The sequence below is a fragment of the Streptomyces mabaensis genome (assembly GCF_053763515.1).
Genome location: NZ_JBSOPZ010000045.1, coordinates 18039 through 30746, shown reverse-complemented (window position 1 = coordinate 30746; position 12708 = coordinate 18039). Strand labels below are relative to the sequence as shown.

Annotated in this window: 15 protein-coding genes; 11 read left to right on the top strand and 4 right to left on the bottom strand. The window is 68.2% G+C overall.

Annotated features, from left to right (window positions below):
* The first annotated feature begins 59 nt into the window (after positions 1–59).
* From ACWV17_RS30020 to ACWV17_RS30010, 3 genes are read left to right on the top strand one after another with little or no spacing between them, the layout of a single operon-like run.
* Positions 60–341, top strand: a complete 282-nt coding sequence (locus tag ACWV17_RS30020) for a type II toxin-antitoxin system Phd/YefM family antitoxin (RefSeq protein ID WP_455357470.1) — start codon at positions 60–62, stop codon at positions 339–341.
* Positions 338–628 (top strand): type II toxin-antitoxin system RelE family toxin, encoded by a 291-nt coding sequence (locus ACWV17_RS30015; RefSeq protein WP_455362147.1) that lies wholly within the window; start codon positions 338–340, stop codon positions 626–628. The genes ACWV17_RS30020 and ACWV17_RS30015 overlap by 4 nt, the downstream gene beginning before the upstream one ends.
* A gap of 57 nt (positions 629–685) precedes the next feature.
* The gene (locus ACWV17_RS30010) at positions 686–1006 is read left to right on the top strand and encodes an integrase (RefSeq protein ID WP_455362146.1); all 321 of its coding nucleotides are present in this window, start codon (positions 686–688) and stop codon (positions 1004–1006) included.
* Positions 1007–1400: 394 nt separating this feature from the next.
* On the opposite strand, the gene ACWV17_RS30005 is transcribed toward ACWV17_RS30010, so the two are convergent.
* Entirely contained in the window at positions 1401–2171 is a 771-nt protein-coding gene (locus tag ACWV17_RS30005; protein WP_455362145.1) for a transposase family protein, read from the bottom strand.
* A gap of 485 nt (positions 2172–2656) precedes the next feature.
* Between ACWV17_RS30005 and ACWV17_RS30000 the strand changes: the two genes are divergently transcribed.
* The 5 genes from ACWV17_RS30000 to ACWV17_RS29980 all read left to right on the top strand — a co-directional run bounded on the left by ACWV17_RS30000 (position 2657) and on the right by ACWV17_RS29980 (position 6760).
* A protein-coding gene (locus ACWV17_RS30000; protein ID WP_455362144.1) for an IS630 family transposase occupies positions 2657–3726 on the top strand; the annotation gives its coding sequence in 2 pieces (ribosomal slippage) (positions 2657–3158 and positions 3158–3726; 1071 coding nt in all).
* A 210-nt stretch (positions 3727–3936) separates the two neighbouring features.
* The gene (locus ACWV17_RS29995) at positions 3937–4110 is read left to right on the top strand and encodes a DUF6431 domain-containing protein (RefSeq protein WP_455357471.1); all 174 of its coding nucleotides are present in this window, start codon (positions 3937–3939) and stop codon (positions 4108–4110) included.
* Entirely contained in the window at positions 4092–4469 is a 378-nt protein-coding gene (locus tag ACWV17_RS29990) for a hypothetical protein (protein WP_455362143.1), read from the top strand. Before ACWV17_RS29995 ends, ACWV17_RS29990 begins: the two co-directional genes overlap by 19 nt.
* 26 nt (positions 4470–4495) lie before the next feature.
* Positions 4496–5197 carry a hypothetical protein gene (locus ACWV17_RS29985; RefSeq protein ID WP_455362142.1) on the top strand — a complete coding sequence of 234 codons (702 nt, stop codon included), beginning with the start codon at positions 4496–4498 and terminating at the stop codon, positions 5195–5197.
* Positions 5198–6226: 1029 nt separating this feature from the next.
* Positions 6227–6760, top strand: coding sequence for a hypothetical protein (locus ACWV17_RS29980; protein WP_455357464.1), 534 nt, complete (start codon positions 6227–6229; stop codon positions 6758–6760).
* Between the two features lie 1015 nt (positions 6761–7775).
* Here the strand turns inward: ACWV17_RS29980 and ACWV17_RS29975 are convergent.
* Both ACWV17_RS29975 and ACWV17_RS29970 read right to left on the bottom strand, forming a co-directional pair.
* On the bottom strand, positions 7776–8927 hold the full coding sequence (locus tag ACWV17_RS29975; RefSeq protein WP_455357463.1) for a caspase family protein: 1152 nt from the start codon (positions 8925–8927) through the stop codon (positions 7776–7778).
* Positions 8924–9307 (bottom strand): effector-associated constant component EACC1, encoded by a 384-nt coding sequence (locus ACWV17_RS29970; RefSeq protein ID WP_455362141.1) that lies wholly within the window; start codon positions 9305–9307, stop codon positions 8924–8926. Before ACWV17_RS29970 ends, ACWV17_RS29975 begins: the two co-directional genes overlap by 4 nt.
* Before the next feature lie 392 nt (positions 9308–9699).
* Between ACWV17_RS29970 and ACWV17_RS29965 the strand changes: the two genes are divergently transcribed.
* The 3 genes from ACWV17_RS29965 to ACWV17_RS29955 all read left to right on the top strand — a co-directional run bounded on the left by ACWV17_RS29965 (position 9700) and on the right by ACWV17_RS29955 (position 11862).
* On the top strand, positions 9700–9912 hold the full coding sequence (locus tag ACWV17_RS29965) for a hypothetical protein (protein WP_455362140.1): 213 nt from the start codon (positions 9700–9702) through the stop codon (positions 9910–9912).
* Between the two features lie 835 nt (positions 9913–10747).
* Complete coding sequence (locus ACWV17_RS29960) at positions 10748–11014, top strand: hypothetical protein (RefSeq protein ID WP_455357460.1); 267 nt, start codon at positions 10748–10750, stop codon at positions 11012–11014.
* 29 nt (positions 11015–11043) lie between these two features.
* Positions 11044–11862 carry a helix-turn-helix domain-containing protein gene (locus ACWV17_RS29955; protein ID WP_455357459.1) on the top strand — a complete coding sequence of 273 codons (819 nt, stop codon included), beginning with the start codon at positions 11044–11046 and terminating at the stop codon, positions 11860–11862.
* Positions 11863–11878: 16 nt separating this feature from the next.
* On the opposite strand, the gene ACWV17_RS29950 is transcribed toward ACWV17_RS29955, so the two are convergent.
* On the bottom strand, positions 11879–12412 hold the full coding sequence (locus tag ACWV17_RS29950; RefSeq protein ID WP_455362139.1) for a hypothetical protein: 534 nt from the start codon (positions 12410–12412) through the stop codon (positions 11879–11881).
* Between the last annotated feature and the right edge of the window lie 296 nt (positions 12413–12708).

The window sequence follows — 12708 nt, the reverse complement described above, 5'->3', positions numbered from 1 at the left end:
GAGCGGATGAGTCTTGGCGACCACAGACGTTATAGACGTACATCTGTTACAGTTATTGCATGACTGAGCCCGTCATCGAATCCATGGTCGATGTCCGCAGCCATCTGGCCGACGTCATCGACCGCGCTCGCCGGGAAGCAAAGCCCACGATCATCACCCGGCGGGGGAAGCAGGAGGCCGTCGTCATCGACATTGACGAGTACCGTCGCCTGACCGCGCTGGAGGAGGCAGCCGAAGACGCCTGGCTGAACCGGCTCGCCGACGCCGCCGAGGCCGAGGGCCGCGAAGGTTCCATGAGCCTTGAGGAGATGGCGGCCGAGCTGCTGGGTGGCGGCCGGTGAAGCACCGCGCCACGTTCACCCCCGCCAGTCAGCGGGATCTGCGGAAAATCCCGCTGAGCGATGCCCGCACCATCCTGCGGCGGCTCGCCGACCTCCAGGCGGCCCTCGATGCAGGCGACACCTCCGGCCTCGACATCAAAGCCCTCACCGGTCACCACGCCCGGTGGCGGCTTCGCGTAGGCGACTACCGCGCCGTCTACACCATCGAAGAAGACGAGGCGGGCCGCCCGATCATCTGGGTGTGGGTCCTCGCCGTAGGCCACCGCCGCGAAATCTACCGACGCTGACCAGCGGGGCCAGCAACACCGGCCCCCGCGCGTCCCGATCCTGCATGATCGGGGGTCGTGCCCGTACGGATGATCTACCTGCTCGCCACGAGGATCTTCGCGTGGCTCGCTCTGCTGTGCCGATCCTCTGCCGCGAAGAACGCCGAGATCCTCATCCTGCGCCATGAGGGCACGGTGCTGCGCCGCCAGGTCGCCGCTCCCAAGCCCAGCCGGCCGGACCGGGCACTGCTCGCCGCGCTCGCCCGGCTCCTGCCCCGTCGGCTCCTCGGCCACCGGATCGTCACCCCGCGCACGCTGCTCGTCTGGCACCAGCGCCTGATCAAGCAGAAGTGGACCCAGCCACGCTCACCCGGCCGCCCGCCGCTCTCCGACTGCTGATGGGGATCTTCCTCGGTATGGCCATCGCCAAGGACGGACGGCCGGCCCCCCTACTGGGAATCGCCCGTCAGGCTGTGCGCCGCCCCCCTGCCCGGTCTGGTGGTCTGGCGGGGGGGGCGGCGCGCGCTGCGAGGAACTGGCATGCTCCCGCGCGGATACCAGCTTCCGGCCTCGCACGGTGAACGCTTCCCGCAGGTGCACGGGGGTTGACCGTGCCAGCCCTGGGATCACCCGTTTGGCTTTGTCGGTGAGTTGCGGTTCTGGACCAACTTCTCGGGGCGGTGCACGCTGAGCAATGGATGACGCTCATGAGGGGCTGGCCGTCTCATCAGACTAAAGCGTGTTGCAGAAGGCTGTGATCTGGCAGGTCGGGGCCCGGTTCCGACTGTTCTGATCATGCGGCTAGGGCGAGGTTGTGCATGTGGGCGACGGCCCGGACCGCGTGGTGAAGGCCGTCGCCGCGCTGCCGGCAGTCACGGAGGATCTTGTAGTTCTTCATACGGGCGAAGGCATGTTCCACGCGGGCGCGGACTTTGCGATGCTCCGCATTGTCCGCCTCCTCGCCCGGCAGTAGCGGCCGTCCCGGGCGTTTGCGGTGCGGCACCACAAGGCCGGTGTTGATGTAGGCGCCGTCACCGAGCACGGTGACGCCCTGGCACTGGGCGGGCAGGCCGGAGCTCCGCCAGACATGCGCGTCGGCCTTGTTGCCCGGAGCCGGCCGGGCGGTGGCAACCACCAGCCTCGTATCGGCATCGATGATGACCTGCACATTTGCCGAGAACCGGTAGTTGCGGCTCGAGGCACCGACCGTCCTGTCACGCACCGGGATCAAGGTACCGTCCACGATCCACAACCGATCCGCGGCGTCGGCGGGACGGGCAGCCGGCTCGAGGGCGAGCAGGGGCCGCAGCCGCTGGACGACCCGGCACACGGTGGCCGGCGAGACCCCGAACAGCGGCGCGAGCTGCCGCATCGTGAGGTTGGTGCGGTAGTAGACGGCCACCAGCAGCACCCGGTCCGCCAGCGGCAGGCACCACGGCCGACCGCCACCGGGACCGTTTCCGCCCCGCTCACGCACCACCTTCAACAGTCCCTCGAACTGCCTCATCCGCAGCCCGGTGAACGTCTCCACCCACAACGGCTCCGCCCTCAACACCCCACGCATACAAGGGAAATGCCCAGATCACAACCTTCTGCAACACGCTTTAGGCCACTGTGGCGGCTAGCGGCCCGGAGAGCGCGAGGGCGAGCAGTGCGTCGAACCTCCCCGGTTACCACGCGCTCATCAGAGCGCCGAGAGTAGGGGCAGGCTCAATGCCTCCTCCTCACCGCCAAAGTACACACGCACGCGGAAAGTTAGAGCTCAATTCGCCTCGAGCAAGCTTGAAGGCGTATGCGGGGACAGCCGCCTCAACGCCGGTCTCGGCGGCTGTCCCCGGCTTTCCGTCCCGTCGCGAGCACGAGATGGAAGCTGCAGTATGACCCCCCGCTGGGTTACCTCGGAAGCACATCCCCATCACACGGCAGCGGTGTCGCTGGCGGGATGTTGGACGACTCTCTGCATGAGGCCGGGTAGTTACTGACTTCGGCTCGTTAGGGTGATCCTTCTCTCTCTGATGGGGCCGGGGTGGTGGCTGTATTCCGTGGTGTGTGAGGTATGCGGATGGGGGCGGGCTGAGCCCTGTGGGCCGTCAGCGCCGTGAGGGAGTGCGGATGCAGGCTGCCGAGTTGTTCGAGCAGAAGACCAAGCCGCCGGAGGTGGCCCGGCTGCTGCGGGTGAGTGTGAAATCGGCCTACCAGTGGCAGCGGTTGTGGCGACAGGGCGGCAGACAGGCGCTCGCTTCGCAGGGCCCGGGCGGATCACGGTGCCGTCTGTCCCCGCGTTGTCTGGACAAACTGGCGGGGTTCCTGGAGGAGGGGCCGGCCGCGCACGGGTGGGTGGAGGACCAGGTGTGGACCGCGGCGCGGGTGGCCACGCTGATCGGCAGGAAGTTCCACGTCTCCTACAGCGTCTCGGGCGCCACCAGGCTGATGCACCGGCTCGGGTTTTCCCCGCAGGTCCCCGCACGCAGGGTGGCCGAGCGCGACGAGCAGGCCGTGAGGGTGTGGAAGGAGGCGACCTGGGCGGAGGTAAAAGAACCCGGGCGGCCTGCGGGGGATACATCTGCTTCGAGGACGAGGCGGGCTGGTCGCCCAAAGGACGCACCTGGGGCCGGCGCGGTGTGACGCCGGTTGTGACGGTGAGCGGTCGGCGCTCGGGGCGGCTGTCGGTGGCCGGGCTGGTCGCGATGCGGCCCGCCTCGCGGACCCGGCTGTGCCACCGGCTGATCTCCCATCCCGCGGGCAAGGGCAAGCGCCGCAGCATGGGCGAACGCGACTTCATCACGCTCATCGACGGCACCCACCAGCTCGTCAAAGCGCCGATCGTGCTGGTGTGGGACCGGTTGAACACTCACGTCTCCCGCAGGATGCGCGAGCTGATCGAGGAGCGGGAGTGGCTGACGGTGTTCCTGCTGCCCGCCTACTCGCCCGACCTGAATCTGGTCGAGGGCGTGTGGGCGCACGTCAAACGCAGTCTGGCCAACCTCGCCGTCGTCGCCCTCGACCGCCTGGAGACGCTCGTCCGCAACCGGCTCAAACGCCTCCAGTACCGGCCCGAGACCCTCGATGGCTTCATAGCCGGGACCGGCCTCACCCTCGACGAGCCGACGTCACCCTGACGAGCCGAAGTCAGTAACTACCCGGCCTTGGGGGAAGGCCCCAGGAACCTGGGGGTTGGCGACAGTCGCGGTGGACATGAGTGCTGATCTTGGTGGGCAGTCTGATCTCGCTTCGTGCACGACGACACGGTGTGCACGTGGTGGAGGTGCCAAGTGCTCATCGTCGACACCGATGTCGTGCTCGTGGAACGCCAGCTGCGGGCCAGTGAGATGACATGCCCGTCGTGCGGGGCCGCGCTCGCGCCGTGGGGACACGGCCGGCCGCGGGAGATCCGTGGTGATCTCGGGGCCCGGCTGTTCGTACGCCCCCGTCGTTCACGCTGTACGGGTTGCCAGGTCACGCACGTGCTGCTGCCGGAGGGGTTGTGGCCGCGGCCGAGGTGATCGGGACTGGGCTGGAGATAGCGGCCCTCGGGCTGGGGCACCGCCAGGTCGCCGCCCGCCTGGGCCTCGCTGAGGGAACGGTCCGTGGCTGGATCAGCCGATTCCGCCGGAGGTCGGAGGATGTTCGCCGGTACTTCACCGTCGCCCTGGTCGCGTTGGCGGACGATCCGGTGATGCCTGAGCCAGCGGCCTCGCCGCTGTCGGACGCGGTCTCGGTGATCGCCGCCGCCCATCGGGCGGCCTCGATGGAGTGGCCGGAGATGAACACGGTGTCGCGGTGGGCCTTCGCGGGCCAGGTGATAGACGGTCGGGTGCTGACCTGCACCTCTTCAGCAACCTGGCCGGCGAAACCGTCCTGACCTGGCTCGGCGTCACCAGCGGCCTCATGGTCACCGCCATCGGACTCTGGCTGCTCCGCTCCGCCCTGCTCAACCACCCCCTGCACCACCACGGGCACGGTCACCAGCACGGGCACGAGCATCACCACAGCGATCATCATCACCACCACGGCGACGACCACCACCGCGGCAACCACAGTCACGGCCCCGGCAAGGACCGCAGCCACAGCCCTGAACACGGGCACGAGCACGAGCACCAAGGGTTGGTGGGCCTGCTCCCCAAGCGCCGCCAACACCATCCGGCCCAGACAGACCAGACAGCAGCGACCGCTGTACTGACCAGGTCCCCCGCCGGCACCCCGCATACGCGGGCCCACCCCCACACTCACCCCGCAACTGAACACGCTCACGCAAAGCCGGCGCGAGGAGGCCTCATCGGAATCGGGATCGCCGGAGGGCTCGTCCCCAGCCCCTCCGCACTCGTCGTCCTGCTCGGCGCCATCGCGCTCGGCCGCTCCGCGTTCGGCGTACTCCTCGTCATCGGCTACGGCCTCGGCATGGCGGCGACCCTCACCCTCGCCGGCCTCCTCCTCGTACGCGTACGAGACCGGATTGCAGCCCACACCCGCACCCATGCAACTCACCTCACCCGCACGAAGAGGCTCGCGCGCATCGGCCCCACGGCCACCGCCGCCCTGGTTCTCCTGGTCGGCCTCGGCCTCGCAGCTCGAGCGGCCGCCGGCCTGTGACCGGGCGACACGCCGCGGAGCGGCAAGCGCCCCCTGCGGCGCTCCACGGAAACGGTGCAGCCCGGACCTAGCATGGGCCATGGCCGAAATCTGCCGTGTCTGGTCAGACACTGCTGTACCGGGACTTCAGATCCGCCGCGCTGCCGGAACCATTGTCGGCATACGGCTCATGGGCTGGGAGGCACTGCTGCCGCTCTCCGTGGTGCAGGACGCCATTGGACAGGACACGCACGTACGCGTGTTACCAGCGCATGCCTCCAGTTCCTTCACACAGCCGCGCTACTACGGCCAGAGGTGAAGCTCGCGTGCACGCTCCTTCCCCGGAGGCTGGAGCGGCTATATCGAGTTGTCGCCGTCGAGTCGAGGCGGTGCCAGGCATGAAGAAGCGCTTGTCCGGGGCCGCCGCGGTCGTCGGCAAGAACCCGACGGCCATCGTTCCAGGCATTGCCAGCGCTGCGGCGGCATTGTGTCGCCGGTCGTCCGCGTGCGAGAACTCATCACAGTGGTGACCTGCACCGTCTCGGCGTCGGGAGACGGGCTCGGGCCCGGCACGGGCCAGGCGGTCGGACGACGACCTCGCGCGCGTTCTCCGCTCGGAGGTTGACGGCCTTGCCCGACACAACGAGGGGCAGCGGCCGGGAGAGATGGAGGCGCTGAGCGTGCTTCTCCGCCAGCAGGTCGTTCGGTACCCGGGGTGAAGCGTGGCACCGTGAGGATCGGAAGCCCGGTCCCGCCCGTGGGCGTCTCTGGGACGTGCGGGCGGTGTCAAGTAAGGACACGCTGCTGCCAGGGTGAGCGGCGTCGCGGAAGTCGCCCGGACAGGCTAATGACTTGTCAAATTGTTTTCCACTAGATCCAGTTGACGATTAGTCAGATTATCAGGAAATAGGCATGCGGGTGTCTTGGTGCCCCATTCGGCCTCGTGGAACGCGCTTCTCGAAATGCCCGACATGACAGGTCTAGGGGTCATAAGTACGTTCGCTCACGGGTCGACTGCTCAGCCGATTCCTCTGAGACAGGAGAAGTGTCATGATCACTCGTTCCAACGTTGTCACTGCCGGCATCGCGGCTGCCGCGGCGCTGGTGGCCACAGGCATCACCTACGCCTCGGCCGCCACCACGGAGGCGCCGAAGGCGACCAACGTCGTTCAGCAGGCAGCCGCTCCGGCTTCGGCCCTCAAGGGCGGCGACGGCGGAAGCGACAACTACGGCAAGGACCGTGACTACAAGGACCGCGACGACAAGGACCATGACGACAAGGGCTGGATCCACATCAACGAGCGCTCGTACTCCTCCTACCCGGGCGGCTGCATCACCGTGGTCAGCGGCCTCGGCTCCACGAGCCTCAACATCCGCAACGACAGCCACAAGACCGTCGAGGTCTTCCGTGGGGTGACCTGTGACAACGGCGCTCCGATCGCGACCGTCGGGCCTAAGAGCTCCAGCGACGGTGTGTACCCGCGTGACGTCCGCGGTGGCGTGTGGGTCAAGAACGGCGTGGTGGGCAGCTTCCGGGTGGTCGACGACCACCGCCACGGCGGCGGCGACTACGACAGCAAGTGACCGAGTCACTCCCCCGCATAAGGCAGAGCCACGGCCCGCTGGACTCGGACGCTGTTGGTTAATTCGGGGCCTTGCTTGACGTCGGTCCCCCAGACCCGGTTGTGGTTTGGGGGCCGACGTTTTCGTATCGGGAGGGTCGATGTCTTTGCAGCCAGGGCCGGGGGAGATTCCGGCGGAGACGGCGCGGGCGGCACGGTAAGGCTGCGGCGCTTCTGCGAGCGCGAGGGCACCGAGATCCCGTACGACGAGGTCGCGCCCGGCCGCAGAGAAGGAGATGCTCGAGACGGCAGCGTGATGCCGCTGATGGATGAGGACCTGGCCCACCTTCCGCTGCCGACCAATCGGACGCCGAGTGGCTGACCCGGCTCGCATGCATCAAGGCACGGCCGCTGCTCACACCCGCGGCTGCTCAGCGGCTCAATCGTGACCGCTGAGGGGCACGCCTCGGCTCAGGGCTTGAGCGGGCCCGTCAGCGTCGGCACGGCGATGCCAACGCCCGGGAAGGAAGAGACTCAGCGGAACCACACGCGCTGCCGCCTTCGGCCTGTGGCTCAGCCTGCTCGCGTTCCCAGCGGGGCTAGCTAGTGACCCCGTGGGTAGTCGGCTCGGATGCCGCCGGGCGGTAGCTCGCTGACTTGACCGGGTTGGTGTAGATCTCAAGCACGGTCATCGACGAACTCCAGCTGGGGAGCGAAGCGCGCAGATCCAGCCGTGTTCTCCGGTTCCTACCCGTAGCAGGCGGGCCGACTGGGAGACTGCGGCGCGTAGTCGGTCGGAGCCGGTCCGGGGGATGAGCAGTTGTGGCACAGAATCGCAAGGGGTACTACCGCGCGGGGCACTACGTGCAGCCCTCGTCAACGTCCAGCCGATGGAAGAAGCCGTCCACGGGTGCAGTCGTGGTAATCGGCATTCTGGCTATCGCTGGCTGGAACACCCTCTTCGGCAGCGAGTCCGGCCCCTCGGAGAAGTCGCCCCCTGCTCGGCCGGCCGGTTCCTCTGCTCCGGCTGCTTCCGGTCATTGATCCCGCTCGCGCCGGAAGGCGGTAAAGGGCCTCTGCCACACCTTGCCCTTCTCAGGGAGGCTCTTGCGGTCGGCAGGGGGCGTCCCTTCACCTGACACGGCCTCCTCTCGCAGTCGCTGCCAGACGGCCTGCCACTGCGTGATCTGGTTCTCGGGTACGCCACAGGCTGCCAGGTAGGCGCCTGTCGCCGTCCATGTGGTCGGGAGCGTCGTGCGGTTCACCAAGCTGCCGACAGTACTGGTAGATATGCGTCCCGCCGAACGCCGGCTGACCTCCTGCTGGGCCAGCCCGCTGACCACGCGCACATCCGCGAGCGCGGTGAAGAAGCCGGTGATGGTACGGACCCCGCGTGGATCGGGCCACGGCCGCTGAGCGGTCTGCGCATCAGGCGGGGCGGCGATGGGGTTGGCGGGAAGATCTGCATGGTTGCGTCCAAGCGCCACCTGGGCACCGCTGTTGCGGTCCCTGGCTTGCGGAACCGGACAGCCCCGAGCCTCCAGTGTCAGGCGTAGATGCCGGTAGACAGCGCCCATGTCGAGCAGCGCGGGACCGCCGGGGATGCCATGGCGCAGCGTGTCGAGCAGTGCGCCGGTGAAGGCTGTGTATGTGTCTCCGACCGGTGCCAGGGCGGTGCGGGTCTCGGCGGCGGCCGCCAGCAGGAAGCTGCCTTCCACCGCGGCCTGGTCGGCGAGCCCTGGTGAGGCATTCATCCTCCCCAGGGCCAGACCGCTGTAGCAGCAGTCCAGAAGAACGACGTGGCGCTCCGCACGGGAGTCAAGGAGCAGGACCTGGCGCAGCCAGTCGTAGGGCAGGCTTGTCTCGACCCGGTCGGCCTGTGTGCGTGGCAGGGCAAGGCTGAGCGCGTCATGTGGGTCGACGAGGCCGTGGCCCGCGAAGTACATGAGCAGAGTGTCGGTGGCCTCGGCAGCCGCCCGACGCACTGGGTCCATCACCGTGTGCGGGTCGGTGGGGTTCTCGACGACAGTCACATGCTGGGGAGGCAGCCGGAGGGACAGAGGGCCGCGCAGGAGGTCGGCCAGGGCTTGGAGATTGTTGGCAACGGCCGGGAGCTGCTCAAGATGCTCGTAATGGCTCGTGCCGACCAGGACCGCCCGGGATGCCCCCGGGTCGGGCAACACACTCACCGCGCCTGCTCCTCCTCGCCGTCTTCGTCGGCGTCAAGTGCCCGGGTCGCCCGCTCGATCTCCTCGGGCGAGCAGTCGGTGAGGACGATGACCATGTCACCGCGGCGGATCTCTACCCGCGGCCTATGCGGCCGGGTTTGCCGCCAAGCCACCAGCGCCAACACGAACGATGCTGCGCTCCACCCGTTCCCCGTCACCAGTTGAAGCGCATCAAGCGCCGTGCCCATCTCCCCCGGCCGCGGAGAACTGCCCCGCACCTCGACGGTCGCAGACCTGCGCACCTGGGGATCCGACCTCAACCAGCCCTGCAAAGAACGCAGATTGCCAGCACCTGATGCCACCTGTACCTCTAACCGCACCCCTCCCCCTCCCCAGCACATCGGCCGTCTCCGGCGCGGCCACGCTCCTCATGCTCCTGCACAAGTACAGGACTTCGCCGCGCACTTCATAAGATCAGCCTAGTTGTCCGGCTGAAACTCATCGAGAAGCGGCGATCGCGCACTGGAGAAGATCGCTGGGACGGTGTCGTCGTCGAGTTGGCCGAGGGAGCGAGGATCAGTCAGAACGCGGCACGCCGGTCGGTGATGCCTCTGTTCACAAGTGCCTGCCCAGCCTGCGGGTGGCTCCAGCAGGGCAGGCGCACGAGATGCGCCGGGTGCGGATGCGGTCGGCTGCCGGGTAGAGGCAGGCCGGCTGGCTTATGTCAGGTGAAGGCCGGAACGGGGTTTACCTGGGTCCATTCGCCTTCGAAGACGGCTGCGACGAGGCGTTCGTGCTCGACATCGAGTTCGCCGGCGCGGTGCTTGGTGCGGATCTTGGCAAACCACGGACCGATCCTGACGGTGTCGCCGTCGACAGTGATCGTCTCGCGGGCTGCGGGGGCACGGCGTTCGCGATGGAGGAACAGTTCGAGGATCTGGACGGTCTGGGCGAAAGTGCGCCCGGACTGTCGGGCGGGGTGTCAGGGCGCCATTCTCGGGAGTGAGGTTGAGCGCTTCGAGGAACTGGCGCTGGCCGGCCTCCAGTGAAGTCCACTGAGTGAGCTGGCGGAGGACCCAGCTGCCGAGGCTGGTCTGCCAGTGGTGGTGTCGGGGGTGAGGAGCCGGCCGGTCTCGAGGTGACGGCGCACCAAGTGGTACTTGCGGTGCCAGTCAAGGCCGTTCGGGAGACGCCCGTGAGGGTCGATGGCGTCGAGGTCAGCGGCACGCGTGGGGTCAAGCTGGCCACGGCCAGCGAGGGAACGCTGCTCGGCCAGCCAAGCCCCGATGGCTGCGGGCGCCCTTGGTTTTACCGGCGCGGTTCTGACGAGCCTGAGAATCAAGAGGGCCGGTACGCGTCTGCGTACCGGCCCTCCTCGGTCTCACGCGCCAACGTGCGACCGCACAAATCCCTGCTCTGCAACGGTTGGAGCCAGAAGCTAGCCAGGGCATCCGCTATTCGCTACACGACAGTCGGACAGCTCGCGGATCGTGGCAGCCGTCTGTATGACAGTGCAAGCCTGATTGGCGCGTCCGCGCATCAAACGGCGCTACCACATCCCCCTGACAATGTCCGAACTTCGCAGTCCAGGACGGCGAGCGGAGGCCAGCCGATCGTCTATGGCCCACCCCAAACTTAGGGTAAATCCGTGAGCCGCGGTTGCATCAATCGTGCCGTGACTACCAGTGGCGGGTCTGGGACACCCGCACAGCCTGACAACATTCTGTCCACGCGCCACACGGAGAGCAGCGCCAACTGCTCGTGGCCGTCACCCGGTTGGAGCCATAACAAGCACGGTCCGGCGGTCTCGGCCGCCGGACCCACTCAGTCAGGAGATTCCCGTGGCCGCGTCTTCGGCTTCCTGCGTGCAGGGCACGCCCCCGATCCCCCAGCGCCTGAACGGCCCCGAAGCGGTCGTCGTGATCGTGATCGTCACCGTCGCATCCGTCCTCGCGGTCGTCTCCGGCCTCCCGGTCCTCGACGTACTGCAGCTCGTCGCCGGCGCGGGTCTCGTCGCCGTCCTGGTCATCGCGCTCGCCACGGGCGCCCCCGCCCGGGCCGCGCGGACGGCACTGCGCGCCGTGCTCACGCCGGCGCCCGCCGCCTGAGGTCGGCCATGGGACGCCAAGAGCGACCAGTGACCACCAGCAACAAGCCTCTGCGGGTGCTGGTGGAGTGGATGCGCGAACAGCGCCGACAGGCCGGGCTGACCTACCGGGATCTCAGCTCCCGGACCAGATGCCACGCCACCACTCTGCAGCGTGCCGCGTCGGGCGAGTCCATGCCGAAGCTTGGCACCGTGCTCGCCTACGCCCGGGCCTGCGACGCCTCCGCAGAGACGGCGAAGTCCCTGTGGAAGCAGGCCCGGTACGAGGAGACCCGACCGCGGGGCGGTCAGCGCGTGCCCGCCCCGCGTCCTGAGCTGGTCCGTGACTTCGCCGACCTGGGGCTAGCCCTCGTGGAGCTGTACCACCGAGCCGGCTCGCCGTCCTTCCGCTCGATGGAGGAGCGGGCCGGCGGGTACGGAGCACTGCCCCGGAGCACCGCGCGCCGCATCGTGAACCGGCAGGCGTTGCCGCACAACATCGAGCAGTTCCTCGCCTTCCTGAATGTCTGCGAGCTTCCCAAACGGGAGCAGGCGGCCTGGGTGGGCGCGTGGAGTCGAGCATGGCGACTTTCGAAGCAGGACGCGGCGGCAGCTGCCAGCGAGATCGTCGTGGAATGGGTCGAGCCGGTGCAGCGGCCCCTCGATCCGAAGTCCGGTGAGTCACCGTGGTTCGAAGCAGCGCCGCTGGACTCTGGCCGTGCTCGGGCGATGCAGCGGCGGCTGTTCGCGGATGGCGGCCGCTTCCAGGTGATCAACGACCTCACGCTGCTCGACGAACAACCCCTGTTGCCGCGCCGCCGCTCCAACACAGTCCAGGCTGCTCCTAGGCAGAGGCCAGCCGTCGCGTGACCGACGGCGTGGGTGTCTACAGCACGCCGAGCAGGGCGTTGTCCTCCCACTGGTCGACGACCTTGAGGTAGCCCGCGAGCACCTTGGAGTGCGGGGCCCATCCACCCTGCTTGGCGATGACGATCTGGTCGTGGCCCTTGGACCGGGACGAGGTGGCGAGCCCGCGGCGGGGGCTGTGGCCGGTGAAGCGGACCTCGATCCCGGCGCGGGCGCCGGCGCGGGTGATGACGTCGCCGATGAATTCGGGCTGCAGCCCGCCCTCCATGACGGTGTGCCAGCGGGAGTGGAGGCAGCGCCATGCGGGTCCGTCCGGGTCGGTGAGCTCGGCGGCCTCCTTCCATGCGATCCACGCGGGGACCGGGCAGGTGGAGGGGCGGGAGCCGTACGGGACCGGGACCACCCGCGGGCAGACCTTGGAGACGCGGAGGTCGGCCTGGATGCCCGCGGGGGCTTCGACGTAGTCGCGGACGCGGTTGGCGGCCAGCTCGTGCTCGCGGCCGGCGACGGCGAAGCGATGACTCGCATGCGGGACACCACGAAGACCTCGCATCGGTTGACGTGCAGCGCGTACACCTCGTCACCGGCACGGGCACCCGACCAGGCGGGCAGGGACTGGTGGACGCCGGAGTAGGCGACTGGCGGCCGCTCGCCCACACGGCCGGCCTTGCGCAGGGCACGGCACGTGTCGTGGGTCCACAGGACGGTGAAGGCATCAGACATGCGGTGATCGTAGGAACGAGGACTGACAGTGCTTGCTTGTGGCGTGGAGCGAGTTCGGAAGGGCGCGGGGGTTCGGAATCCTGACCGGAGTGGCTGATAGCAGGCGGAGAGGGTGTGTGGGTGACA

Excerpts from the sequence above, each read along its gene's own strand:
- ACWV17_RS30020 (WP_455357470.1), top strand. The coding sequence starts at position 60 with ATGACTGAGCCCGTCATCGAATCCATGGTCGATGTCCGCAGCCATCTG.
- ACWV17_RS30005 (WP_455362145.1), bottom strand. The coding sequence starts at position 2,171 with ATGCGTGGGGTGTTGAGGGCGGAGCCGTTGTGGGTGGAGACGTTCACC.
- ACWV17_RS29995 (WP_455357471.1), top strand. The coding sequence starts at position 3,937 with ATGACATGCCCGTCGTGCGGGGCCGCGCTCGCGCCGTGGGGACACGGC.
- ACWV17_RS29985 (WP_455362142.1), top strand. The coding sequence starts at position 4,496 with ATGGTCACCGCCATCGGACTCTGGCTGCTCCGCTCCGCCCTGCTCAAC.
- ACWV17_RS29980 (WP_455357464.1), top strand. The coding sequence starts at position 6,227 with ATGATCACTCGTTCCAACGTTGTCACTGCCGGCATCGCGGCTGCCGCG.
- ACWV17_RS29970 (WP_455362141.1), bottom strand. The coding sequence starts at position 9,307 with ATGTGCTGGGGAGGGGGAGGGGTGCGGTTAGAGGTACAGGTGGCATCA.
- ACWV17_RS29950 (WP_455362139.1), bottom strand. The coding sequence starts at position 12,412 with ATGCGAGGTCTTCGTGGTGTCCCGCATGCGAGTCATCGCTTCGCCGTC.